20 protein-coding genes are annotated in these 23,367 nt (G+C 45.4%); 12 read left to right on the top strand and 8 right to left on the bottom strand.

Annotation, left to right across the window (positions count from 1 at the left end; all coding sequences use genetic code 11):
• The first annotated feature begins 191 nt into the window (after positions 1-191).
• Both CCS02_RS12530 and CCS02_RS12525 read left to right on the top strand, forming a co-directional pair.
• Positions 192-1,292 carry a bifunctional transcriptional activator/DNA repair enzyme AdaA gene (locus CCS02_RS12530; protein WP_100636731.1) on the top strand — a complete coding sequence of 367 codons (1,101 nt, stop codon included), beginning with the start codon at positions 192-194 and terminating at the stop codon, positions 1,290-1,292.
• A gap of 140 nt (positions 1,293-1,432) precedes the next feature.
• Positions 1,433-1,843, top strand: coding sequence for a gamma-glutamylcyclotransferase family protein (locus CCS02_RS12525; protein WP_232728872.1), 411 nt, complete (start codon positions 1,433-1,435; stop codon positions 1,841-1,843).
• On the opposite strand, the gene CCS02_RS12520 is transcribed toward CCS02_RS12525, so the two are convergent.
• From CCS02_RS12520 to CCS02_RS12490, 7 genes are all read right to left on the bottom strand, one after another.
• Positions 1,812-2,987 (bottom strand): aldose 1-epimerase family protein, encoded by a 1,176-nt coding sequence (locus tag CCS02_RS12520; protein ID WP_100636729.1) that lies wholly within the window; start codon positions 2,985-2,987, stop codon positions 1,812-1,814. The two genes, CCS02_RS12525 and CCS02_RS12520, sit on opposite strands and share 32 nt — an antisense overlap.
• Before the next feature lie 130 nt (positions 2,988-3,117).
• The gene (locus CCS02_RS12515) at positions 3,118-3,570 is read right to left on the bottom strand and encodes a phosphatase domain-containing protein (protein WP_072838636.1); all 453 of its coding nucleotides are present in this window, start codon (positions 3,568-3,570) and stop codon (positions 3,118-3,120) included.
• Positions 3,552-4,121: a histidine phosphatase family protein gene (locus CCS02_RS12510; protein WP_100636728.1), complete on the bottom strand. Its 570-nt coding sequence runs from the start codon at positions 4,119-4,121 to the stop codon at positions 3,552-3,554. The genes CCS02_RS12515 and CCS02_RS12510 overlap by 19 nt, the downstream gene beginning before the upstream one ends.
• Positions 4,105-5,190: an MBL fold metallo-hydrolase gene (locus tag CCS02_RS12505; RefSeq protein ID WP_100636727.1), complete on the bottom strand. Its 1,086-nt coding sequence runs from the start codon at positions 5,188-5,190 to the stop codon at positions 4,105-4,107. The genes CCS02_RS12510 and CCS02_RS12505 overlap by 17 nt, the downstream gene beginning before the upstream one ends.
• Positions 5,187-6,230 carry an ABC transporter ATP-binding protein gene (locus tag CCS02_RS12500; protein WP_100636726.1) on the bottom strand — a complete coding sequence of 348 codons (1,044 nt, stop codon included), beginning with the start codon at positions 6,228-6,230 and terminating at the stop codon, positions 5,187-5,189. Before CCS02_RS12500 ends, CCS02_RS12505 begins: the two co-directional genes overlap by 4 nt.
• Positions 6,218-7,900 (bottom strand): ABC transporter permease, encoded by a 1,683-nt coding sequence (locus tag CCS02_RS12495; protein ID WP_100636725.1) that lies wholly within the window; start codon positions 7,898-7,900, stop codon positions 6,218-6,220. Before CCS02_RS12495 ends, CCS02_RS12500 begins: the two co-directional genes overlap by 13 nt.
• Positions 7,901-7,950: 50 nt before the next feature.
• Positions 7,951-8,928 carry an ABC transporter substrate-binding protein gene (locus CCS02_RS12490; RefSeq protein WP_100636724.1) on the bottom strand — a complete coding sequence of 326 codons (978 nt, stop codon included), beginning with the start codon at positions 8,926-8,928 and terminating at the stop codon, positions 7,951-7,953.
• Between the two features lie 145 nt (positions 8,929-9,073).
• Between CCS02_RS12490 and CCS02_RS12485 the strand changes: the two genes are divergently transcribed.
• Together CCS02_RS12485 and CCS02_RS12480 are read left to right on the top strand one after the other, a co-directional pair.
• Positions 9,074-9,823, top strand: a complete 750-nt coding sequence (locus tag CCS02_RS12485) for a DeoR/GlpR family DNA-binding transcription regulator (RefSeq protein ID WP_100636723.1) — start codon at positions 9,074-9,076, stop codon at positions 9,821-9,823.
• Between the two features lie 122 nt (positions 9,824-9,945).
• Positions 9,946-11,931, top strand: coding sequence for a methyl-accepting chemotaxis protein (locus CCS02_RS12480; protein ID WP_100636722.1), 1,986 nt, complete (start codon positions 9,946-9,948; stop codon positions 11,929-11,931).
• A gap of 63 nt (positions 11,932-11,994) precedes the next feature.
• Here CCS02_RS12480 and CCS02_RS12475 read toward each other — a convergent pair whose 3' ends face one another.
• Positions 11,995-13,425 (bottom strand): coniferyl aldehyde dehydrogenase, encoded by a 1,431-nt coding sequence (locus tag CCS02_RS12475; protein ID WP_100636721.1) that lies wholly within the window; start codon positions 13,423-13,425, stop codon positions 11,995-11,997.
• Between the two features lie 94 nt (positions 13,426-13,519).
• On the opposite strand from CCS02_RS12475, the gene CCS02_RS12470 reads away from it, so the two are divergent.
• From CCS02_RS12470 to CCS02_RS12435, 8 genes are all read left to right on the top strand, one after another.
• A complete protein-coding gene (locus CCS02_RS12470) occupies positions 13,520-14,140 on the top strand; it encodes an SGNH/GDSL hydrolase family protein (RefSeq protein ID WP_100636720.1) in 621 nt (206 codons plus the stop codon).
• 455 nt (positions 14,141-14,595) lie between these two features.
• Positions 14,596-15,465, top strand: a complete 870-nt coding sequence (locus CCS02_RS12465; RefSeq protein ID WP_100636719.1) for an NAD(P)-dependent oxidoreductase — start codon at positions 14,596-14,598, stop codon at positions 15,463-15,465.
• A gap of 521 nt (positions 15,466-15,986) precedes the next feature.
• On the top strand, positions 15,987-17,579 hold the full coding sequence (locus CCS02_RS12460) for an ABC transporter substrate-binding protein (RefSeq protein ID WP_072838646.1): 1,593 nt from the start codon (positions 15,987-15,989) through the stop codon (positions 17,577-17,579).
• A 120-nt stretch (positions 17,580-17,699) separates the two neighbouring features.
• Positions 17,700-18,710 (top strand): ABC transporter permease subunit, encoded by a 1,011-nt coding sequence (locus tag CCS02_RS12455; RefSeq protein WP_072838647.1) that lies wholly within the window; start codon positions 17,700-17,702, stop codon positions 18,708-18,710.
• Positions 18,711-18,720: 10 nt separating this feature from the next.
• Positions 18,721-19,635 carry a dipeptide ABC transporter permease DppC gene (dppC, locus tag CCS02_RS12450; RefSeq protein ID WP_072838648.1) on the top strand — a complete coding sequence of 305 codons (915 nt, stop codon included), beginning with the start codon at positions 18,721-18,723 and terminating at the stop codon, positions 19,633-19,635.
• An 11-nt stretch (positions 19,636-19,646) separates the two neighbouring features.
• Complete coding sequence (dppD, locus tag CCS02_RS12445; RefSeq protein WP_100636718.1) at positions 19,647-20,615, top strand: dipeptide ABC transporter ATP-binding protein; 969 nt, start codon at positions 19,647-19,649, stop codon at positions 20,613-20,615.
• Positions 20,612-21,640, top strand: coding sequence for a peptide ABC transporter ATP-binding protein (locus CCS02_RS12440; protein WP_100636717.1), 1,029 nt, complete (start codon positions 20,612-20,614; stop codon positions 21,638-21,640). Before dppD ends, CCS02_RS12440 begins: the two co-directional genes overlap by 4 nt.
• Before the next feature lie 170 nt (positions 21,641-21,810).
• Positions 21,811-23,367: MG2 domain-containing protein (locus CCS02_RS12435; RefSeq protein WP_198515373.1), on the top strand; the 1,557-nt coding region annotated here is incomplete at its 3' end.

Raw genomic sequence — 23,367 nt, 5'->3', positions numbered from 1 at the left:
AACAAGATATATAAGCTATTCCTTAAGCTTCTATTTCGTATTTGGAAATAATCGATAACCCTATTCAAAATAATAAAAAATACTCGTCCAGTTTTCGGTTGTTGCTTCGTTGGCAATCAAGCTAACCTAACTCAACAAACAACACCTAAATACACACGATCTCAGCCATTATTCAAACAACGGACAAACGCATGTTAATAACAGATAAAAAACAAGCCGATGGTTATTATCAAGCCTTACTAAACCGAGAACCTAGTTATGTAGGCGTATTTTTTGTCGGCGTCAAAACAACCTCTATTTTCTGCATTGCAACTTGTCGAGCACGCAAACCAAAACGTGAGAACGTTGAGTTTTACACTCATTTCAAAGACGCCATGGACGCAGGTTTTCGCCCCTGTAAAGTCTGTCGCCCCACTGAAAACGCTCATGAAGCACCTTATGAAGTGCAAGCGGCAATGAACCTTGTGCGAGACTGTACTAAGGCGAAAATCAACGACCAAGAATTGAGAGAATCTGGAATACGACCCATCTTTGTGCGTCGTTGGTTTAATCAACATTACGGCATGACGTTTCAAACCTTTCAGCGCATGTATCGTATTAATTATGCGTTCCAAGAATTAAAAACAGGCAAAAGCGCCACCAATACTGCGTTAGATTCAGGCTACGATTCTTTGAGTGGTTTCGGTTACACTTTTAAAAAGTTACTCGGTCATGCACCGACCCTAAATTTGGAGAATGCTGTGATTTTAATCGATAGGCTGACAACGCCCATTGGCCCTATGTTTGTCTGCGCCACTGACGAAGGAATTTGTCTGTTGGAATTTGTCGACCGACGCATGTTAGAAACAGAGTTTGAAGACTTACAACGCCGTTTAAAAGCGCCGATTGTTGCGGGAGAAAACGCCCACATGAAACAGCTAAAAATAGAATTAGAAGAATACTTTGCAGGCAAACGCAGCGAATTCAGCGTACCGCTTCATACTCCAGGAACCGACTTCCAAAATGCTGTCTGGCAAGCCCTTGGAACGATTCCATTTGGAGAAACAGCCAGCTACCAAGAACAAGCCACGCGGTTGAATAACCCAAAGGCTGTTCGAGCGGTCGCCAGGGCTAACGGCATGAATCGTGTTGCCATTGTTATTCCTTGTCATAGAGTGATCGGCAAAGACGGCAGTTTAACCGGTTACGCTGGCGGATTAGAGCGAAAACGCTGGCTACTTGATCATGAAAAATCGCATAGTCAATACTTAGAAAATCAAAGCCTCGAAAGTCAAAACCTCGAAAAAAGCTGAGATCAAGCGCTAGAGTGCCAGTAGTTTCATGAATGCATCAAGGTTGTGTCATGGCAACGTAATTTCCCGCTACAAGGCTTGAAATGACCGTTAAGCCAGTTCATCTTCTACACTTTGATTGTAATTAGATGGAATTCAACATGCCTACAAACATTGTTGCTGTATATGGGACGCTTCGTGAGGGGCTGAATAATCACAAACTTCTTGCCGAATGCAAACGCATCGGCCTTGGTTGGCTGACAGGGTTTCGCATGCACAATCTTGGAGAATTTCCGGGTATTGTATCAACCCATGAAAACGGCGGTCGGATACGCGTTGAATGGTATGACGTATCAGACGAAATACTCGCGTCTTTGGATCAACTTGAAGGTTATGACCCAAAGACGCCAGAAAGCTCCTTGTACATTAGAAAACGTGTTTTTTCACCCTACGGCCGTGGCTGGATTTACGTATACAACAAATCCCTAGACCACGCTCCATATATGGAAGCGGGCGACTGGGAGCGTTATTCCCGAACCTCTATGCCTCACCAAGGCGCACAATCGGTGTAGACACCACTTGAGCCGTTTGATCACTTTGTAATTGAGCGATATTCGCCACACTTGCTTGGACTTGATATTCATCCGTTAACAAGCCAAAACGCACCACAAAGTGCTTCGATTCACCAGCACCAATTGTCGGCACCAAACCTAAGTCGCGCTGATAAGAACGGTTATAAGCAAAGCTAGTGCCCGGCTCGATTCCCACCACGTAACCTTGTTCCAGTGTGTCCGTATTTTTCCATACGGTAAGCACTGGCAAGGTGTCCGTTTGATAGCTGACTTCTATGCCACAGCTCGCGTTGGCGTTATGTAATAACGCATAAGAAAAACCTTTCTCATCACTAATCGGACGAATATTAAACACCATTTCGTCAAAGTCTTTAGTTGGCGCTGGCATCTGATTCCAATCGTTCAAACCACCAGCAGCATAGTCGTTAAAAGGCGATAGTTCCGCCATAGGAACGTGTAACTGCGCGCCATCTTCAAGAATCGGTTGGGCAAAGTTGTTGTGATAAATAGCTTGGTATTCGCGCGGATAACTACCTTTATTGGTTAAGGTATCTTCAACCAATAAATAAGGCTCATCTGGCGTTAATGACAATACCGTTTGCAGTTCAAAGTTAGTGAATTTAAAACGTTTTTCATCGACTCGACCACGTAAAGTCACACGATAAGGCGGTACCTGCTCGACCTCTAAAACCACTTCGTCTGCGGGTGTGTTTTGGATACGACCGTGTAATGTTAAAAACTCGTCGCCGTCTTGACCGGGATGCCCAGCCCATTGGTAACCACAACGCACTATCATCTCGTTAAAACCATCTAACCAACCAATGCCGCCGGACGCTTCTTGGTTAACAAAGCTTGGATGCACGATTTCTTTAACCGGCGAGTCCCAACCAAATCGTACTTCTTTTCCTGTCGTATCTTTCCTAACAACATCAAGAACCGCCATGCCACGAGTCGGCACAACGCGAACCACAGAATCGCCCACGGTCAACGTGATCAAACGTGAGCCAGTTTGCTTGCCGCCCATAAGACATGTCTGCTGCACACTAATCGGAATATCTTTCGGTAAGCCCATTAATTCTGCGGATAGAGACAGATTTGCTACATCGATATGTTGTTGATTACTAAGAAGAACAAGTTGAAACATAGGCCAAGCTCCGAATAAAATTTCCTCATGCTAGCGCGAGCTAGATAACAAGGCTAGCCATGAGGATAAAATCTGCTATTTATTCAATGTTGCTTGTCGCTCCGTTGAGTCGTTCTGGTAATAATTCTATTTAAAAATCCCCTGGCGCACACTGTAGGCAAGTCAGCCCTAAGTTACGCCAACCTTGAACCACAGCGTCGCGGTCGTCCAATACCAACCAAGGCGTAAAACCATCTTCGTGGATTTTCTCCAACAAGGCTTTTTTAACATCCTCGTCTGGCAAGGCATCAGCATTGTCTGGGCGTAGATAAATGCCATCGCACGGAATTTGGTGTTTTTGAATCCATTCAACCGAGTGCTGTTTATGGGACTCAGGACGGCCACTGCAAATTAAAATATGTTGGCCTTGTTGCTTGAGAATATTGACCAAACGCAGCACATTTTCGATCACTGGTGCATGTTTCATGTGTTCAAAAAAAGGGTCCCAATGCTTTTCTGCACCAAGCACCCAATGGGCTACTTCAGTGTGATCGAACTCAGCAAGAGTGCCATCTAAATCAACAATTACGGCATTTGGTAACATGTAAAGCTTCCTTTAAAAGGGGTAATTTCCCAGCCGTTTTCGTCTTGGCTAGGCACAAAAGAAATAGGAGTAACGTTGCCGATTCTTGGGCAATACGGCGTGCCGTTGATAACATTGTTTAGCACTCGATAAACACCAGAATGCGCGATGATCAGAGGCCACGAATGCTCGCTGAGGATCTCATTCAATGCGCCTAGCACTCGAGTCTCGAACTCTCGCCAAGATTCACCATTAGGCGGCGTCACGTCATAAGGCAGCTGCTGTTCTATCGGACAACCTTCTAAGTCGCCCCAATTGCGCTCTTTAAGTTGCTCATAAGCCATAATGGTTTGTTTTGGCACCGCATGAAATGCGGTCTCTTGCGTGCGTTGTAACGTACTGGTTGCCACAACACTCCAATCAATGGCGCTTAATATTGGCGCTGCATCTTTGGCTTGCTGAATTCCGGTTTCACTTAACGGACTATCGGTAAAACCACCTATACGAAACGCGGCGTTAAACTCGCTCTGCGCATGACGCGCAAAGACAAAAGGTTTAGGTATTAAGGTCATAATCTAACTCAATATAAGAATCAGCAGTAACGCTTGGGCCAAGGGCCTGTCGCCACTCACTTAGATCTTTCATGGTATAAAACAATGGAACACAAATACGGCAGCCAAGATGATCCACCAGCCGTTTCAAATCTTGCTTACGCGGATGCACATTCCAGCGTTCAAAATGCGCTCTGTCTTCGCTCACGGCCTGACGAGCGTGTTCCGGCAAATGTCCGGTATAAACCGGCAAATATCGCTCTGGTTGTTGCAATAAAACAGCCGCTTCGCCACTCAATCCATCAGGATCACCACACAGCACCACTTTGGCATTGGGATTGAACGGTTGGCTTTTCATATTTTCCAGGACAGGTCTAATCTCGCTGCACACACTATCTTTAGGCCCAGCCAAAACAGTTTCAGGCGCAATGCAATCTTCTCCTAGAGTCCAATCATGAAACCCTAGTGAAGTTAACCAGCAGGCCATTTCTAACGCTCGTCCAGTTTGCGGAACGGGCATCAGCAAGGCGCGCTCGTCTTTCAGATAATGCAGCAAGGCGTTTTTACATTGCTCTAATGAATTGTCATACAAGCCGTAAGACGCATCGAGTAAAGCAACACTGGCAAGCGGAGGCATGGTAAAAGGATACAAGCCGGATTCTAGGCTAAAATCACCGCTGTAAAATACGCCCTCACCCATATCAAGATGCAGCCACACACCGCCAAAAGAATGCCCTGCCGAACCTGTTGTCACCTTAATGCCAGACACATTCGTCGAGCCACAAATAGGTAAGGTATGAAGGTTTAAATGCGTAGGCAATTGCTGCTGAACGGGTGAAGTCGCGTAAACCGGAACCTTGCTATCAATATCGATCAAACCGCCCATATGATCTTGATGATCATGGGAAATTAAAATCGCGTCTAAGTGATCTGGTTGCGTCCAGCCTTTGTCCTCGCCCACCTCTAACGCGCCGCCCGCGTCGAGTAAAAAACGAATCGGTTTTGACTGATGCTCTGCCTCGTAGGTCACCAAAATCGCGGCGGCGGTTTTCCTTCCTGCGCCACTTAAAATATCAATGCTAACCTTCATGATTCACTCTCAAGTGACCAAGCTTGCCCAAGACGAACCTGATGCAGGCTTTCTAGCGTCATAGGTACATCGCTGTACGCGAGTAAGCGCTGGCCATCTTTTAGCGTCAATTCAATATCGTAACGCTCACCACGAAAAATACAGCTGTGAACACTAACAATCAGTGCCGAATCGTCCGCGCTGACGAAATGAATATCTTGTGGACGCACGAGCACAGAGCTAGCCGCTTTATCTGGTGAATGCTGGCAAATCAACTCAGTCAAATTTGTACCGCTCACGTATTGCGAAGGAGCAACCGCAGCCACCGACAACACAGAACCTCGACCAATAAAATTCGCTAGCCAAGTGTTTCTTGGTCTTGCATACAGTTCCTGAGGTGTTCCCCATTGCACCAATTGCCCTTTATTCAGCACAGCAATTTTATCAGCCAATGACATGGCTTCGGATTGATCATGGGTGACATAAACCATAGTCGCGCCAGTACGTTTGTGAAAGGCGCGGAAGGTTTCTTCCATCGTCGCTCGCAAATGTCTATCTAAGTTAGCGAGCGGTTCGTCAAACAACACCACATCTGGCTCGGTGACCAAACTACGCGCCAACGCCACTCGCTGACGCTGACCGCCACTTAGTTGCGCTGGCAATCGATCTGCGTATTCTTCTAACTGAACAATTTCCAGAGCGTCTTTAATTCGTTTGTTGCGTTCTGCCACCGGCGTTTTCTGTACTTTAAGCGGATAGCCGACGTTTTCTTTCACCGTCATATGCGGCCAAAGTGCATAAGATTGAAACACCATGCCGAAGTTTCTTTCTTCTGTTGGCACATGACGCGTCGAACTAGAAAGACAGTCATCGCCATGAATGATTTGACCACCTGAAACGTTCTCAAATCCTGCCAGCATTCTTAAAATGGTCGATTTACCACAACCACTTGGCCCAAGTAAGGCAACAAACTCACCCGGCTCAATCGTTAAATTCAAACCTTTTACAACCGACGCACCATGAAAAGATTTTTCAACGCCATCCAATATTAACCGTGCCATGGAATCACTCCTTTGGGCAGACGAGGGGCAAACAGACTCAATAAACTCATTAGCCCTGCGACCAGCAAAACCACCAGCACAGCAATGGCCGAGGCCAAAACACTGTCGCCACTTTCATCGAGATTAAAAATCAACACACCTAGGGTTTCATTGCCTGCGCTCCACAACAAAGCAGACACCGTCAGTTCATTAATCGAGATCAAAAACACCAGTAATCCACCTGCAAAGAAGGCTGGTGCAGTGAGCGGCAAAATAATGTCCATCAAGCGCTGTATCGGCCTTGCACCTGCAAGCTGAGCGGCTTCTTCTAAAGCCGGATCAAGCTGCGACATAGCGCTTAATACTGGCTTCAAACACACACTCAAAAAACACGAAAGATACGCCAAGAAAATAATGCCCAAAGTGCCATACAAGCTAACCTCGATAAAAGGCAAAGGCTTGGCGAACAACAGAATAAAAGCGATGGCTAAGACGATACCAGGGATGGCGTAAGGAACTTCAATCAAGCTAGCGATCACAGCTCTGGTGCGCATTGGTAAACGCATCAACAAGTAGCCCAATGGCAAAGACACCAGCATCAAGACTAAAGCACTGAAAAAAGCCAAAAACGCGCTGTTTTCAAAAGCTCTGGAAGTAACGCCTTGCCGCCCAATCATTTCGTAAAACGCGGCAAAGGTAATGGTATCCGCGTTCAATGGCATGCCGAGAGCAGGCACCAATGAGCTCACAATCAAAGCAAATAGCGGTGCCACCAAAATAAAACACAACATCAATGCCAAAAGGATTTCGAGAGGCAAACGCCATTGCTTAAGACGAAAAGACAGCGACTGCGCGGTGTGACCTAACAAGGCATAACAACTGCGTTGCTGTAGCCATTGTTGTAACAACATTCCCGCTAGCACCAACAACGCAATAATCATCGACAAGCCCGCCACTTGGCTCAGCATATCGTTACCAAATCCTGCCATTTGCTGATAAATCAAAGTTGGTAAAACGATGTAGCCTGCAGGAATCCCTAACATCGCAGGAATACCAAAATTACCCAAAGAAGAAACAAAGGCTAACGCGGCGCCAGCGATAATCGCACTGCGACACAAAGGTAGAATGATATCGACCCAAATTCGAAACTGAGAAGCACGAGATAGTTGAGCGGCTTCTAATAAATCCTGAGGCAATGAAATAAGCTGAGTACGCAAAGCCAGAAACACCAATGGCGCACTTTGTATGCCTAACAACAAAGCTATGCCTTCCGCCGAATACATTGGCTGTGGGCTGCCCAACGCTGGCGCTATACCTAATGTATTTAAAATTGGGCTTGCTGGACCAAACAGTTGTAACCAACTCAACGCTGTCACTTGTGGCGGAATCATCATCGGTAACATAAAACAAAACACCCAAATGGCGCGACCACGAATATTCGTTAAAGTCACCACAAAGCCAAAGCCGCAACCCAAAATCACCGCGATGAGCGTCCCTAAGCCTGAGGTGTAAAAACTATTGCGTAATGCCGTCCAAGTCCGCTCACTTCTGAGTACTTCTGCCATAGGTGAGGACGTAGAAAAGGCAGCATGACTTAAGGCCTCGACCAACAAACGCAGGCTGGGCAATACACTTAACGTTGCGATTAACATGAAGAGTCCGATGGACAACCAGCGAAGCTGGCTATCCATGGATGTCCCGTCCATAAAGCGTCTTTTTAGTAACAAAGGAGTCATCTTGCTTAACCTTCAAAAATCTTGCTAAAACGCTCTTTGTTCGTTTCATTGTCACGCAATGTTTTTGCCGCATCGAACGGCATCAAACGAATGTCTACACGCTTAGGAAAACCTTCTGGTACACCAATATCACTTCGAGCAGGCAAATAACCCTGCTCTAATACCAGAGCTTGACCTTCTTTTGATAAGAGAAAGTCCACAAATCGCTTCGCTGCAGCTTTGTTTTTGGCTTCTTTCATGATCGCCACTGGCTCAGTCACCATGGTGACGCCCGTTTTAGGAAAGATAAATTCAATCGGTGAACCTTTTGCCGCTTCACGAATCGCTAGGAAATCCACAATCACACCGTAAGGCTTAGTACCTGATGCCACCGCTTTTAGTACACCACCATTGCCGCCTTGCGCCATCGCTTGGTTGGCATGTAATTGCTCAAAATAATTCCAGCCTAGTGATTTGTCAGCAGTTAGCGTCGCAAGATGAATCAGCGCAGCACCAGAATACAAAGGGCTTGGCATCGCTACTTGGTTTTTGTATTCAGGCTTGACGAAATCAGCCCAATCCGTTGGATGTTGCGGCGCTTGTTTATGACGAACAATGCCTGTAGTAATCAGTTTCGTGCCGTAATAATAGCCATCTTTGCTGTACAAACTATCTTCGTATTGATCGCGATTAGGGCTCATATAGGAATACAAATAGCCATCAGACACCATAGATTCCATGGTCACGCTGTCAGCAATAAGCAGTACATCGGGTTTCACCACGCCAGAGGATAATTCCGCGCGCAATTTCGTCATTAATTTGGTCGTTCCGTCACGCACCCACTCCACTTTTATATCTGGATTGGCCGCTTCAAACGCATCCACCGTCATTTGCGCATCTTGGTTTGGCTGACTGGTATACAAGGTCAAAACATCTTGAGCTTGTACGGAAAGAGGAAAAGCAAGTGCCGCGGCACATAGCAACAAGGTCTTCTTAACGGTCATGGAGAAACTCTCTTTTTGATAAGTGAGCTGCAACAATACCGACATAATTTGACACTATAGTGACGAAAAAATTTCGTTTAATGCTAGTTTGCTTTCGTTTCGACGATCTTCACTTAAAAAGCCTCATAAAAAGGACTGAATCACTATGAACAAAAGGCACTATGACATCGTGCAATGGGTGAATAAACAAGGACGCCAAACATTACAGGCCGTCGCCGACGAATTTTCGGTTTCGGTGCAAACCGTTCGATCGGATATTCGGTTATTAGCCGAAAAAGGCTTGGTATTACGCAGCCATGGTGAAGTGATCCCTTTTCCTCATCGAGAGAACATTAGTTTTGATCAAAGACGAATCCGCCATGCGGCCGGAAAAAAGCACATTGCCGACCTTTGTGTGAGCAAGTTGGCGGACTATCAATCAATCTTTCTTGGCAGTGGTTCAACCGTGGCTGAAGTTGCCAACCAGCTTTCGCTCTTCCAAGGCTTACAAGTGATGACAACCAATCTTCATGCCGCACGCAATTTATGTGAACACCCTGACTGCGAGCTCACCATATCGGGTGGTCGAGTAAGAATGCGCGATCAAGATGTCATAGGTGGAGACGCCATGCGTTTTTTTCAGCGCTACCGAGCGGACATCGGTATTTTTTCTGTCGCAGCAGCCAACAAACAAGGCCATTTATTTGATTTTACCGATGACGAAGTTATGGCGCGAGAAGCCTTGGTTGAACATTGCCATTATCGAGTTTTGGTTATCGACAGCACAAAATTTGATACTGAATCCCGCTGTTTATGGGGAAAAATGAGCGATTATGATTGTGTGATTACCGACCAAAAACCGTCTTCTTCTTTACTCAGCGCGCTAAGTTATCAGGGTGTTGAAATATTGTATTAACAATAACGAGGTTAAAATAAAAGCACCTTTGTATGAATTGTGTAAAAAATGAGCTTGCCCTCGGTCTTTATATAAGACTATTGTCTTAGGTACCCACCCACATCGCAAAGATTGAGGTTGTTATGAAGTCACCCATTAGAATCCGACAACAGATTAATATTGGTTTAGTGGTCATTCTATTGCTCGCTCTCGCCAGTATTTATATTGTTATAGAAACGAAAGTAAAACCCGACTTAACCGCAGAACGCCAACAACAAATTTCCGTTAATCAAAAAGGATTGAGTGAATTACTCAGTGCCAAACTAGAAAAAATCCAACTACTGACCAGCACTCTGGCTTTAGCTAGTACCGAACTCCCAAAAGACGAAGCGCTGTTTAAAAAAGTCTTCCCTAATATTATTAATAACCATGACGACAAAAGTATCGCCGGTGGTGGTATCTGGCCAGAACCTTCTGCTTTTACTCAAGGAACGCAGCGTCGTAGTTTTTTCTGGGGGCGCGATGGTTCTAAGATGAGCTATCTGGACGATTATAATGACCCTGCAGGCTCTGGTTATCAAAATGAAGGCTGGTATACCGTTGGTAAAACGTCTCCCGTTAATCGCTGTGCTTGGTCTGAGGCTTACATTGATCCAATCACCAAGATTCCAATGGTGACCTGTACCATTCCAATGAAAGAAAAAAATACGTTCACGGGTGTAACCACGGTGGATATGATGCTAGATGGCATCACCAACACCCTTGAACAATACGGCGCCGAAAACCAAGGCTATGTATTTGCCATTGATCAAGCTGGGCAAATGCTGAGTTTCCCTAAAGGCAAAGCCAATTTAGTCAAAAACGATGGCAGTATGTTGACTGCGGCTGAGCTTGGCAATCAGTTACCTTGGTTAAAGTCAGCATTAGATAAAATCAGTGGCTCGCAGCAAGTAATCGCGCTAGATCATGATGACATATTAAATGGAGCGGCCTACGTCGATCTTTTTAAGCACCCACAAACAGGCTGGACAATCGGCTTAGTCGTTCCTAAAGCACGCATGACAGAAATCGCTCAAAGCATGGGCTTGTTCCTGATGATTGTCATTGGTGCTTTATTAGTCGTCGTTAGCATCATTGCCATTTCTTACTTCCGCAGCTTGCTTGGTCAGATCAACCAAACTACTCAGCAAATTCAAGAGCTGGCCGATGGCGGCAGCACCCAAGAACTTGAAGTCGGCAAATTAAATGAGCTAGGCGATTTACGTCAGGCAGTTAATGCCTATGGCGATAAGCTGAAAAAATTACTAGAACAGATTCATATTGAATCTGCCAACCTGGTGAAAGATGCTGGTCGCTTAAGCACATTTAGCAATGACTTTTTAAATAAAGCCAACAGCCTAAGTGATGAAAACACCACATTGGCGGCAGCGACAGAAGAGCTGGGCGCGACCTCTCATGATGTTGCCATGTACGCCAATGAAACCAGAGAAACTGTTGAGCGCATCCACAAAGACGTACGCAACAGCGGTAATGAAATGAATGCCGTTATCGAAACAATGCGCTCTCTTACCAGCGCTATGACGCAAGCACAAGCCAACATTCTTCAGTTAGACGAAGATAGCCGCCGTGCGAACGGCATGTTGGGCGTTATTCGAGCCATTGCCGAGCAAACTAACCTCTTGGCACTAAATGCTGCCATTGAGGCCGCTCGGGCAGGGGAAACAGGTCGAGGCTTTGCAGTGGTTGCAGATGAAGTACGTAACCTTGCGGCTAAGAGTGAGAGCTCTGCCGTGGAAATTGAACAAGTCCTAGGGCGTCTACAAATCGCGTCGAAAGAATCTGTCAGCTCTATGGAACTGGGCCATAGCGAAACCATACGTGCAGTAGCAACAGCAGAGTCAACGGCTAGCCACTTGCAGCAAGTCGTTAGCGCCTTCTCTCAAATCACCGATCAGGCGACACAAATTTCGGTGGCGGCTGGAGAACAGCAAAAAGTATCTCATGATTTGAGTCAATTTGTGTCTCGATTACAAGAACTCACTGGCAGCAACGCCAGCGATTCAAGTCATCTTAGCCGCATGAGCCAAGAGATCGATGCCATTGCCAATCGACTCAATGCCTTGAAATAGATACATAAAATACAGTAGAACGACAAATCCCACGCTAATTAGTTAGTGTGGGATTTTTTACGTTTACAGGAATGTCAAAAATTTTGCGACTAACCGATGAATACGACGCCGATACGGTGGACGCAGCAAGGCAAGAACATTCGGCCCACGTTTGTGTAATACCGACTTGCTATGAGAAAAGGTGCGAAAGCCTTCTTCAGCGTGATAAGCGCCCATTCCCGATGCGCCAATACCACCAAACGGCAAGTCCGCTTGTGCCACCTGAACCAAAGTGTGGTTGATTACCAAACTGCCACTGGTGATATTTTCCTCGCAGCGCCTTTGATCTTCATTTTGTTGCGTAAACAAATACATAGATAAAGGACGAGGTCGTTGCTGAATGTAAGACAAGGCCTCTGACATATCAGCATAGGTGAGAATCGGTAACAAAGGCCCGAAAATCTCATCCTGCATCACGCTCAATGCATCGTTTGGTTGATGCAGCGCATACAACGCCAGCTTACCGTCGCTTTCCTCTGGCCCTTGCGGCATCAAGTTGTCACATTGGACCCCAGCAGCTCGTGCTTGCTCTAAATAGCCTTTTAGGCGATCTAATTGGCGGACGTTAATTAAACTCGTGTAATCAGGGCTCAACACACCTTCTGGATAATAATCCGCAAGTTCCTGCTTTATATAATCGATTAAGGTCTGCTTTTGGTCGGAATGGCACATAACGTAATCTGGTGCGACACAGGTTTGTCCTGCATTGAGCACTTTTCCAAACACTAGCTTCTTAGCCGTATCACGTAAATCCGCCGACGGAGCGACCAGTAAAGGAGATTTACCGCCTAGCTCCAAAGTAATAGGCGTTAAATGCTCGGCGGCGTTGCGCATAATAATGTGCCCCACGGACGTCGAACCAGTAAACAAGAGATGATCGAATGGCAACAGACTAAACTCGTTGGCTATCTCTGCCTCACCTTCAACCACTTCCACCCAATCCTCCCCCAAAGCGTGAGTCACTATGTCGCGTAGCACCTGATTAGTTTGAGGACAAAACTCCGATAGTTTCATCATCACACGATTCCCAGCAGTCAATGCGCCCACCAAAGGCCCCAGAGACAGCAACACGGGATAGTTCCAAGGTGAGATGACACCTACCACACCTTTTGGCTGATAGAACACCTGAGCGCTAGCTGGCAAGGTACTGATGTGGACTTTGCGCTTTGAAGGTTTCATCCATTTAACAAGATGACGTTTCGCGTGCTTTATTTCACCAAGCAAAGGAACAAGCTCAAGTAACCTAGATTCTTCATGAGCGCGCTGTCCAAAATCTTTCTGCAAGGCGTCTAATAAAGAGGTTTCATGATCCATTAACGCCGCTTGCAAACGAGTAAGACATTGTCGACGCTCTTCAGCTGATGGTAAGGGGTTTTGCTGAGCCACATTTTTCAGGCGAGATAATGCCGAGTAGATGTCGTCTTTAGAAGAAAAAATAGCAGGTGTTACTTTCATGATGGCCTCTTCAACACTCGTTATTATTTTATGATCAAATGCCGCTTATTTACTACACTATCTAATGACTCATAACGAATGCAAGGAGCACATCATGGCGACTATTTTATGCTACGGAGATTCTCTTACTTGGGGCCGAGTACCTAACGGAGGACGTTACCCAAAACACCTACGCTGGCCAACCATGCTAAACGACTTATTAGGCCAACAACATCAAGTGATTAACTTTGGATTGCCAGGCAGAACGACGATCTGGAATGATCCCTTCTTAGAAGGTAGAAATGGCCTAGCGTACCTTCAAGCGGCATTAGAAACCTTTGGCCCTGTCGATATTTTAATATTGATGTTGGGCACTAATGATTTGAAGCGACACTTCCATATTGGAGCATATGAAGCAGCAAAAGGTGTGGAAAAACTGATCGAGAAGTCAAGAATACCAAATACTCACGATTTCCCAGTCCCAACCCTTGTAGTGATCGCTCCGCCAAATATTTTATCCCCAACGGGCTCTATGGCCGAAAGTTTTGACGGTGCCATTGAAAAATCACAACATTTTCATCAGTACTACCAAGATATCGCCATTCGCAACCAATGTATTTTTCTCAATGCTGCTGGGGTCTTACAGCCAAGCGACGTTGATGGCGTGCACTTAGACACGCAAGCAAATGAGCAATTAGCAAACTCGATATATTCTTTGATAAAAATGAAAATATGAGATTAAGCATTTGTTTTATATTGATTTTTTAATAAATTTCAATAAATGAGGCAATTTCTATAAAAACGAACCAATCGCAACTAGATAATATTATTAAGAGGACTTAATCAGATTAAGTCGTTTATAGCTATTGACAAAGAAGGGAAGATCTATAAGCGCAAAAGGAAAGAATGGAAATCGTATAAAATATGCACGATTCTTTGTTCATACTCGCTTTTTTACGAAATAATCGCTCACTCAAATTTTCTTGCACAAAGTTATCCACAGGAAGAGTGAGTGAGCGCCCTTTATCAAAACACCGCCTGAAATGCTACCCAAATAGCAATAATCCGCTTCTGTATGCTCCATTTCCTTGTTTTTTGTACCTCGTAATTGCTAAGCAAATCCGTATGATCTGTTTATTAAATTTGTCTATCAGATCCATATCTCGAACAAACGTAGTAAGGAGAAAAGCAATGAAAGTAAGCTTCATCGGACTCGGAACTATGGGTTACCCAATGGCTGGTCATGTGAGTAAAGCGGGTCATGCAGTTGTGGTTTTCAATCGATCTACTCAAAAAGCTCAAAACTGGTGTGAAGAATACACTGGCACCTTTGCGACGACTCCTGCTCTTGCTGCGCAAGACGCCGACATTGTATTAACCTGCGTGGGTAATGACGACGATTTACGCGCCGTATATTTAGGACAAGACGGCGCATTCCAACAAGCAAAAGCCGGCACGCTTTTTATTGATCACACGACCGCTTCGGCAGAAGTGGCAAAAGAGCTTCATCAAGCCGCTCAAGAACGTGGTTTCTACTTCATGGATGCTCCCGTTTCTGGTGGCCAAGCGGGTGCAGTAAATGGCGTATTAACCGTAATGATCGGTGGTTCGCAAAGCGACTTGGATAAAGCCCAACCTGTACTCGATTGTTATGCCAAAGCTACCAGCTTAATGGGTCCGGTAGGTAATGGTCAGATCGCAAAAATGGTCAATCAGATTCTTATTGGTGGCGTATTGTCTGGTTTGTCTGAAGGTATTCGTTTCGCCCAGACAGCGGGCTTAGACATTGCAACGCTTGTAGATACGCTAAAACATGGCGCAGCGGGTTCTTGGCAGTTAGAGAATCGCGGTGAAACCATGGCTAAAAACGAGTTTGACTTTGGTTTCGCCATTGAATGGATGCATAAGGATTTAGGTCTGTGTCTTGCTCAAGCTGAAAAAATGGGCATCAAGCTTCCATTAACCCAGGCCGTTGATCAGGATTACCAAGCACTAATAGCAGAAGGTCGTGGTCGTCAAGACACCTCTGTTCTAGTGAAAGCGCTCGATAAAAAAGCCTAATTTTAGTGTTTTAGGTCGTTTAATGTTTCGGTGATGGAGCATTAAACGGTCTTCCTAAAGGCCAACAAACTAGTTGGCAACCTCATGTCTCATCTCCTTTTTAAACTTTTTTATAAAAAATTGTCCTTTTTCTTTCACATTCCTTACTTATGTTTTTTCCTGCAAAACCTTTGTGCTCAAGGCTTCCCCTTCGTTATAGAGATTCTGTATTCATTACACGCATAGGCCATATCGTTATTTCGATTGGTTATTTAAATTGGCTTGAGTAATCTTCAGAGACGCTGTTTTTGATGCTTCTGTTTATTCAGGCTCATCATTTATAGCTAAAGGGGGCTCAGGGACGAGGCAGAGCAACCCCATTCGAACTAGGAGTTTGGATGGGGTTTGTTTTAAAACTGTAAAAGACTCGAACGACAAAGATGGCTCTTAACCCTGCCAAGATAATCACAAAAGTAACGAATACCTTGATTCGACTTCCCACGTGTTCGACACGAATATAATTATGCTAATGGAGAGTTACAATGAAAAAAGGGTTAGCAAAACTGACGCTTGCACTCATGGCCGCTGGAGCAATCAGCACTTCCGCTCACGCTGCAACAACACTGGTTTATTGTTCAGAAGGTAGCCCTGAGGGCTTTAACCCGGCATTTTATACTGCTGGTACTACTTTCGATGCGACATCGAAAAACATGTTCAACCGTTTAGTCGAATTCAAATTGGGTACGACAGAAACTGAACCAGGCTTAGCAACAAGCTATGATGTATCAAGCGATGGCCTTGAATACACTTTCCATTTGCGTAAAGGCGTGAAATTTCACACTTCTAAAGACTTCACACCAACACGTGATTTTAATGCCGACGACGTAATCTTTACTTTTGACCGTCAAGGCAACAAAGAAAATCCTTACCACAGTGTGTCAGGCGGCTCTTACGAATACTTCACTGGTATGGGCATGGATACCTTGATTAAAGAGATGGTGAAAGTCGACGACTACACAGTGAAATTCATTTTGACGAAACCAGAAGCGCCTTTCATTGCTAACCTTGCAATGGACTTTGCGTCTATTTTCTCTAAAGAACAAGCCGACGCTTACATGAAAGCCGGCACACCAGAAAAATTGGACATTGATCCAGTTGCTACTGGTCCTTTCCAAAAAGTTCAGTATCAAAAAGATTCTTTGATCCGCTACACAGCGTTTAAAGACTACTGGCAAGGTAAAGCAAAAATCGATCGTCTTGTTTTCTCTATCACACCAGACGCTTCTGTTCGTTACGCTAAATTGAAAGCGGGCGAATGTGATGTTATGCCGTATCCAAACCCAGCTGATCTTAAGCAAATGGAAGCGGATCCAAATATCAACCTAATGAGCCAAGAAGGCTTGAACGTTGGTTATTTGGCATTTAACACGCAGAAAAAACCATTCACTGATCCTCGTGTTCGCCAAGCACTAAGCTTAGCTACTGACAAGAGCGCGATCATCGATGCTGTTTTCCAAGGCGCTGGTAAAGTCGCTAAAAACCCAATTCCACCAACTATGTGGTCTTACAACAAAAACGTTGTTGATTACCCATACGATCCAGTAAAAGCGAAAAAATTACTTGCTGAAGCGGGTTATCCAGATGGTTTCTCAACCAATATCTGGGCAATGCCGGTACAACGTCCATATAACCCAAATGCGCGTCGTATGGCTGAAATCATGCAAGAAGACTGGTCCAAAATCGGTGTGAAAGCAGAAATCGTTTCTTACGAATGGGGTGAATACTTAAACCGTTCTAAGAAAGGTGAGCACGATACCGTGTTGCTAGGTTGGACTGGTGATAATGGTGACCCAGATAACTTCCTATATGTATTGTTAGGTTGTGATGCTGTTGGTGGTGCTAACCGTGCACAGTGGTGTAACGAAGAGTTCAACAACTTACTTCTAAAAGCGAAACAAACTTCGGATAAAGCAGAACGTACTAAGTTGTACGAAGAGTCTCAAGTTGTTTTCAAACGTGAAGCTCCATGGATCACTATCGCTCATTCAGTGGTTTACGAGCCAATTCGTAAAGAAGTTAAAGGCTACAAAATTGACCCACTTGGCGGTCACTACTTCTACAACGTCAGCAAATAACCAACGTTTAGAAATATGTCCTTTGGACAACAAAACACTTACTCGCTGGGACGTGAGTAAGTGTTTTGCTGACCGAGCAGATTGCTCGATCGCATAACATCCCAAGAGAGCCAGTCCTTTATGTTCCAATTTATTTTCCGTCGCTTAAGCCTCGTCATTCCGACCTTTCTCGGGATTACCTTGCTGACTTTTACCCTTATTCGCTTAATCCCCGGTGATCCAATTGAAGTCATGGCCGGCGAACGCGGAGTGAGTGCAGAACGCCACGCCGAATTAAGTGCTCAACTAGGCTTTGATCAGCCGTTATATGTTCAGTATTACCACTATGTCACTGGCGTTTTACAAGGTGATTTAGGCAACTCCCTCATTACCAGAGAACCGGTAATGAAAGAATTCCTAACGCTTTTTCCAGCTACCATTGAGTTAGCATTTTGTGCCGCTATTTTTGCGATTCTGATTGGTTTGCCTGCGGGCATTTTTGCCGCGGTTAAACGGGGAACTGTGATTGATCATTCGGTGATGACGTTTTCTCTCACCGGTTATTCAATGCCCATATTCTGGTGGGCGCTGTTATTGATGTTGGTATTTTCCGTTAACCTGGGTTGGACGCCGGTATCCGGACGGATCGACGTGGTGTATTGGATAGACGACGTTACCGGCTTCATGTTAATTGATTCATTATTATCAGGTGAAGAAGGCGCGTTTTCTTCTGCCGTTTCGCATCTGATCCTGCCAAGTATCGTTCTCGGCACCATTCCTATGGCGGTTATCGCCCGTATGACACGTTCTTCTATGTTAGAAGTATTGAGCGAAGATTACATTCGTACCGCTCGAGCGAAAGGCATCGCTCCTTGGCGAGTCATCGTGATTCATGCGTTACGTAACGCCTTGATCCCAGTGATTACCGTAATTGGTTTGCAGGTGGGTATTTTGTTATCTGGTGCGATTCTAACCGAAACCGTATTTGCTTGGCCGGGCATTGGTAAATGGTTAATCGAGTCTATCGGACGCCGTGATTACCCCGTTGTACAAGGCGGTATTTTGATTGTCGCTTGTATCATCATTGTCGTGAATCTCTTGGTAGATATCACTTACGGCATTGTTAACCCACGAATTCGACACAGCCGATAAGGAGGCGTTTATGACAACATCTACAAAAACGTCCACGACAGACATTCCATTGACCGCACCTGTGCCAATGACGCCATTCCAAGAGTTTTGGCATTATTTCAGTAGCAACAAAGGCGCGGTGGCAGGTTTGATCGTTATTGCGATCATTTGCTTCATGGCGGTATTTGCTAACTTTGTTGCGCCGCATTCCCCATCTGACCAATATCGTGATGCGCTGTTATTGCCACCCGCTTGGTTAGACGGCGGTAACTGGTCTTTTGTTTTGGGTACGGACGATGTGGGCCGAGATATCTTGTCTCGCTTGATTTATGGTTCACGTCTTTCTATTGCCGTTGGCCTTGTGGCGGTAACTGCGTCTTTGATAATGGGCATTCTACTTGGTCTAGTAGCAGGTTATTTCAGAGGCATGATAGACACAGCCATCATGCGTATCGTCGATATCATGTTGGCAATGCCAAGCTTATTGTTGGCGATTGCGATCGTAGCGATTTTAGGGCCAAGCATTGTGAATGCGGCGTTGGCGATTTCCATTGTCTCGCTGCCACATTATGTACGCTTAACCCGTGCAGCAACCATGGCAGAAATGTCTCGCGATTATGTCACCTCATCTCGTGTCATCGGCGCTAGTCCGCTGCGTTTGATGTTTGTCTGCATTTTGCCAAACTGTTTAGCACCGTTAATCGTGCAAGCAACGTTAGGCTTCTCCAGCGCCATCCTAGATATGGCAGCCCTTGGCTTTCTTGGCCTTGGCGCACAACCACCAACCCCAGAATGGGGTTCGATGTTAGCCGATGCGTTGCAGTTTGTTCAGCGCGCTTGGTGGGTGGTTACTTTCCCCGGTTTGATGATTTTGATCACAGTACTGGCGTTTAACCTCATGGGTGATGGCTTGCGTGATGCCCTTGATCCCAAGTTGAAACAGTAAGAGAGGTTGTTATGTCACTGTTACAGTTGGAAAATTTAAGCGTTACCTTCGGCAGTTTTCGCGCCGTAGATAACATTAGTTACAAGGTCGAAGAAGGGGAAGTTCTCGGCATCGTTGGGGAATCTGGCTCAGGAAAGAGTGTAAGTTCATTGTCTATCATGGGCTTGATCGACTTCCCTGGAAAAGTCAGCGCAGATCAGTTGACCTTCGATGGTCAAGATCTGCAAGCCATGCCAGAAAAGCAACGTCGTAAGCTAACTGGCTCCGACATTGCGATGATCTTCCAAGATCCGATGACCAGCCTTAACCCATGTTTCACTGTGGGTTACCAGATCATTGAAGCGTTAAAGACACATCAAGGCGGCAGCAAGAAAGAACTAAAAGCGCGCGCTATTGAGTTATTAACGCAAGTAGGCATACCGGCACCAGAATCTCGTTTAGAAAACTATCCTCATCAGCTTTCAGGCGGTATGAGCCAGCGAGTGATGATTGCTATGTCGATTGCCTGTGATCCGCGCCTATTGATCGCAGACGAGCCGACAACCGCTCTAGATGTGACCATTCAAGCACAGATCATTGATCTATTGATCGAGTTACAACGCAAGAAACAAATGGGCTTGGTGCTGATCACTCACGATTTAGCCTTAGTCGCCGAAGTCGCTCATCGCGTTATCGTTATGTATGCGGGTCAAATAGTCGAATCTGGTCCAGCGTCAGAAGTTTTTAGCACACCAAGACATCCATACACTCAAGCCTTGCTCGCTTCTTTGCCTGAGTCAGCCTCTGGTAAAGCGCGTCTTAAAGCTTTACCAGGTGTGGTTCCGGGTCAATACGATCGCCCTCTGGGTTGTTTGCTAAGCCCGCGCTGCCCTTATGCGACAGATCATTGTCGTGAGGTTGAACCTGCGAACCAAGGCGACCTTAATCGCCAAGTAAAATGCCATACGCCATTGGACCGCGAAGGGAGACCAGCCGCATGAACCAATCCGATAGCCAATTAATTTTGAAAGCCGAAAACCTAAAACAGCATTACCACGTCAAGCAAGGTTTGTTTAAACCTGACGCCGTCGTGAAAGCCGTCGATGGTATTAGTTTCAATCTTGAAAAAGGCAAAACCCTTGCGGTAGTAGGCGAATCCGGTTGTGGTAAATCCACCCTTGGTCGCATGCTAACTATGATTGAAACACCGACGGGTGGTAGCTTGGCTCACCTAGGTGAAGACTTACTAACATTGAGTTCTGACGCTCAAGCGAAGCTGCGCCAGAAGATTCAGATCATCTTCCAAAATCCTTATGGATCACTGAATCCTCGCAAGAAGATCGGCGCTATTTTGGAAGAGCCTTTGGTGATTAATACCAAGCTTTCCAAAACAGAACGTAAAGAAAAAGCTCTCGCTATCATGGCGAAAGTAGGCTTAAAAGCCGAACATTACGACCGGTATCCGCATATGTTTTCCGGTGGTCAACGTCAGCGTATCGCCATCGCTCGTGGCTTGATGCTCGACCCAAATGTCATTGTTGCCGACGAACCTGTGTCAGCGCTGGATGTGTCGGTGCAGGCGCAAGTATTGAACTTGATGATGGATTTGCAGGAAGAGTTTGGTTTGAGCTACGTGTTCATCTCTCACGATTTGTCTGTGGTGGAACACATAGCCGACGACGTGATGGTGATGTACTTAGGCAAAGTGGTTGAACAAGGGACTCGCGAGCAACTGTTCGAGAATCCTAAACACCCTTATACCTTGGCTCTATTATCCAGTACGCCGCAGCTTTCACCGGATAAACGTCGTGTTCGTATTAAGCTGCAAGGTGAGCTACCTTCACCACTGAATCCACCATCCGGCTGTGCTTTCCACGGACGTTGCAGCTATGCCAACGAGCGCTGCAAAAGTGAAACACCATTGCTGAGATTAGACGATCAAGCAGAACAAGAAAAAGGCCACATGATTGCGTGTCACGCTGTGGAAGAAAACCGTATTGAAGCCATTACGGTGGGTGCGGCGTAAGCGAACCTATTCAATATTTGTGAGTTTCTATAACGCCCGCAAGGGCGTTTTTTTATCTACTTTAATACCCGCCCTTCTTTCATGTGATAAGCCGTCATCTATTTCACCTTGTAACCCATAGTATGAGCTAATAGAATCCACTTCATATAAACGCAAAAGGGATGCTTGTCATGCGGTCAGTTCTATCAGGTCTTCATCTCATTTGGATGAGTTTGTTGCTTCTTTCCAGCACGCTCCACGCAGCGGATTTTTATATCTCTGATGTCAGCGAGACCACTCAAGACAACGCTCCCGCATTGGTTATTCGCTTTACCGATTCGATTGATCCTCAAAGCGACCTAAGCAAATCCATTTCTGTGGCACCCAATCCCACCACTGGTAATATCTGGATTCCTCAAAATAATGGCCGACAATGGGTACTGCCATTTGTTGAGCCTAGTACCGAATACACCGTCAAAGTGCAAACTAAACCTAAGTCGGTCGATGGTAAAACGCTCTCTGAAAAAGACAGCGAAGGTAATATTCATAACTTTGAACGCACGGTAAAAACTCGTGAAATCATTCCCGGCGCCAATTTTTCAGGCAAAGGTAGTTTCTTAGTCGGCAATATTCAAAACGGCATTCCTGTTACCGTTATCAATCAAAAATCGGTCGATTTAGATGTATTTCGTGTTCGCGATGACACTTTAGACCGCTTTATTGACGAAACCTCTTTGCAAGGAATGAATGATTACTACAGCCTCAATCGGTTAAAAAAATACGCAGATCTGGTTCACACTGCTCGTTATGAAAATGATGCAAAAGCCAACCAACGTAAGACCTACAATTTAAATCTAGATCCTGTCTTAGAAAAGAATTCACCAGGTATTTATGTCGCTATTATCCGTAAGCCGGGAGATTATGACTACGCCTACGATACGGCGGTATTCACCATTACAGACATAGGTTTACACGCTAGAAAATACAAAGATTCGTTAGTGATTTATAGCCATTCCATTACCACAGCCAAGCCCATGCCCAATGTCAACTTGCGCTTTTTATGGCCAAAAACAGATAAACAAGCGGCTCGCGAACAAGCTGCTACAAGTGGTCTAGATGGCAGCTATCAACTGTCGACAAACGACTTGCCAAAAGTAGTACTTGCTCGCCATGGCGATAGCATTACCTTTTTAAAATTAGATGAAGGTGAATTAGATTTATCCGCTTATCCGAATGTGCCAAGTCTACATCGCAATTATCAGATGTTTATGTACGGCCCACGAGATCTTTATCGTCCTGGTGAAGAGGTGTCGATTAATTTATTTCTACGCGATTATGACGGCCAAAAAGTCGCAAATTTGCCATTACAAGCCACGCTTTATGATGCTCGTGGCGAACGTAAAAAACAGTTCACTTGGCAGCCTGACAGCACCAACCTTTATCAAACCAGCTTCCAGTTAGACGGCAACGCGCCAACAGGAAAATGGCGTCTTGAAGTCAGCATTAACAATGACTATGTTGATACTTACTGGTTTCAGGTTGAAGACTTTTTACCTGAAACTCTGACGCTTTCCTTTTACGATGATGTTCCTAATCAAACTCGCTATGCCCCAAAAGGCAGTTTTGACGTTCCCATTCAAGGTGATTATCTCTATGGCGCTCCCGCAGCCAGCAATGATGCCGATGCCGTTGTTACAGTCTCGCCTTCGACCACGCCGTTTCCAGCACTAAAAGATTACTATTTCGGC

The organism is Marinomonas sp. ef1 (assembly GCF_002806845.1).
GTDB classification, from domain to species: Bacteria; Pseudomonadota; Gammaproteobacteria; order Pseudomonadales; family Marinomonadaceae; genus Marinomonas; species Marinomonas polaris.
The sequence above is the reverse complement of the archived record's forward strand: the minus strand, read 5'-3'. Positions and strand labels throughout refer to the sequence as shown.